Here is a 1,700-nt window from a genome sequence, read left to right as displayed (position 1 = left end):
ACGTACCTGACGGAGTATCAGCGCGTGCGCCTCGACAAGGCCCTGCGCGGCCTCACCTCGCTGGAGCGGCTGGCACCCGGGGTCGACGTGGACGCCTTCCACCCCAACGCCGACGGTTCCGCGATCAGGGCGAAATACCGGCTCTCCGACCGCCCGGTCGTGGTCTGCGTCTCCCGGCTGGTGCCGCGCAAGGGGCAGGACATGCTGATCCGCGCGCTGCCCGGGATCCGCCGCCGGGTGCCGGGCGCGGCGCTGCTGCTGGGCAGCGGTGGCCCGTACCGGTCCAAGCTGGAACGGCTGGCCCGTGACCTGGGTGTCGCGTCCGACGTCGTGTTCACCGGCTCGCTGCCCTGGTCCGGCCTCCCGCAGCTGTACGCGGCCGGCGACGTCTACGCGATGCCGTGCCGCACCCGGGCCGCCGGGCTCGACGTCGAGGGCCTCGGCATCGTCTACCTCGAGGCGTCCGCGACCGGTCTGCCGGTGGTGGCCGGCGACTCCGGGGGCGCGCCCGACGCGGTGATCGAGGGGGAGACCGGCTATGTCGTCGGCGGCCGCGACGTGCCGGCCATCGCGGACCGGGTCGCCGGCCTGCTCGCCGATCCCGACCGGGCGAGGGCGATGGGCGCGGCCGGACGCGCCTGGGTGGAACGGGAGTGGCGCTGGGAGCAGCAGGCCGATCGGCTGCAATCACTCATCGCATCTCAATAGACACAAAGAGTGTTCGTGGCGTATCAAGGCGTCATGGCTGCGGACGACGAGGACGACGCCGGTCTCGACCTGCCGTACTGGCTGACCGCCACCGAGGAGGCGGCGAACACCGGCGTGATCGCCATGTCCCGGCGGCTGCCGTCGTTGCTGCGCGCGGCGTGGTCGCTGGCCTGGGAGGCCGGCCGGCACACCACGATCGCGGTGATCCTGCTCCAGCTCGCGTCGGGTGTGCTGAGCGCGATCGGGCTTATCAGCGTGGTCGGCGTCTTCGACGGGCTGCTGCGCGAGGGCGCCACCCCGGAACGCGTCCGCGCCGCGGCGCCCTCCCTGATCCTGCTGGTCGCGACGCTCGCGCTGCGCGGACTGCTGACCTCGGCCGCGGCCACCGCCAACGGCCGCCTCACGCCCAGGGTCGCCGAGGTCGCCGAGATGCGGCTGCTGCGGCTCACCACCGAGGTGGAGTTGTCCACCTTCGACGACCCGGAGTGGCGCGACGCCATGGAACGCGCCCGGGACAAGGGCATCTGGGCCGCCCAGCAGATGGTCAACCTGGGCATCGAGCTGCTCACCAGCCTGACCGGCCTGATCGCCGCGGTGAGCGTGTTGGGCGCGTTGCACCCGTCGCTGCTGCCGTTCCTGGTGTGCGCGGTGGTGCCGGTGGGCTGGGCCACCGCCCGGGGCGCTCAGCTGCGGCGGCGCACCATGCTGTCGCTGATCGCCACCTACCGGCGGCAGTACATGCTCGCTCATCTGCTGGCCGCCCGCGAGCCCGCGCCGGAGCTGCGGGCGTTCACCCTGCGCGAGTTCGTGCTCAAGGAGGTGCAGGGGCTGCTCACGCGGGTCACCCGGCGCGAGATCAAGATGTCCGACACGGTCGCGCGGACCATGCTGCTGGGCACAGCGGTGAGCGGGATCATCACCGGCCTCACCTACGCGATGCTGCTCTGGCTGCTGTGGACCGATCGGATGGAGCTCGCGGCGGGCGGCGCGGC

The 1,700-nt window shown here is 72.7% G+C and carries 1 protein-coding gene and 1 pseudogene; both read left to right on the top strand.

What is annotated here, in order from left to right; all coding sequences use genetic code 11:
- A partial coding sequence (locus tag AB0M20_RS41990; RefSeq protein ID WP_364306946.1) for a glycosyltransferase family 4 protein occupies positions 1-708 on the top strand: 708 nt, incomplete at its 5' end.
- A gap of 33 nt (positions 709-741) precedes the next feature.
- Positions 742-1,700 (top strand): annotated as a pseudogene (locus tag AB0M20_RS41985) (ABC transporter ATP-binding protein); the annotation flags it as partial.

Source organism: Actinoplanes sp. NPDC051633, assembly GCF_040681735.1.
In the GTDB taxonomy this organism is placed as follows: Bacteria; Actinomycetota; Actinomycetes; order Mycobacteriales; family Micromonosporaceae; genus Actinoplanes.
The sequence above is the reverse complement of the archived record's forward strand: the minus strand, read 5'-3'. Positions and strand labels throughout refer to the sequence as shown.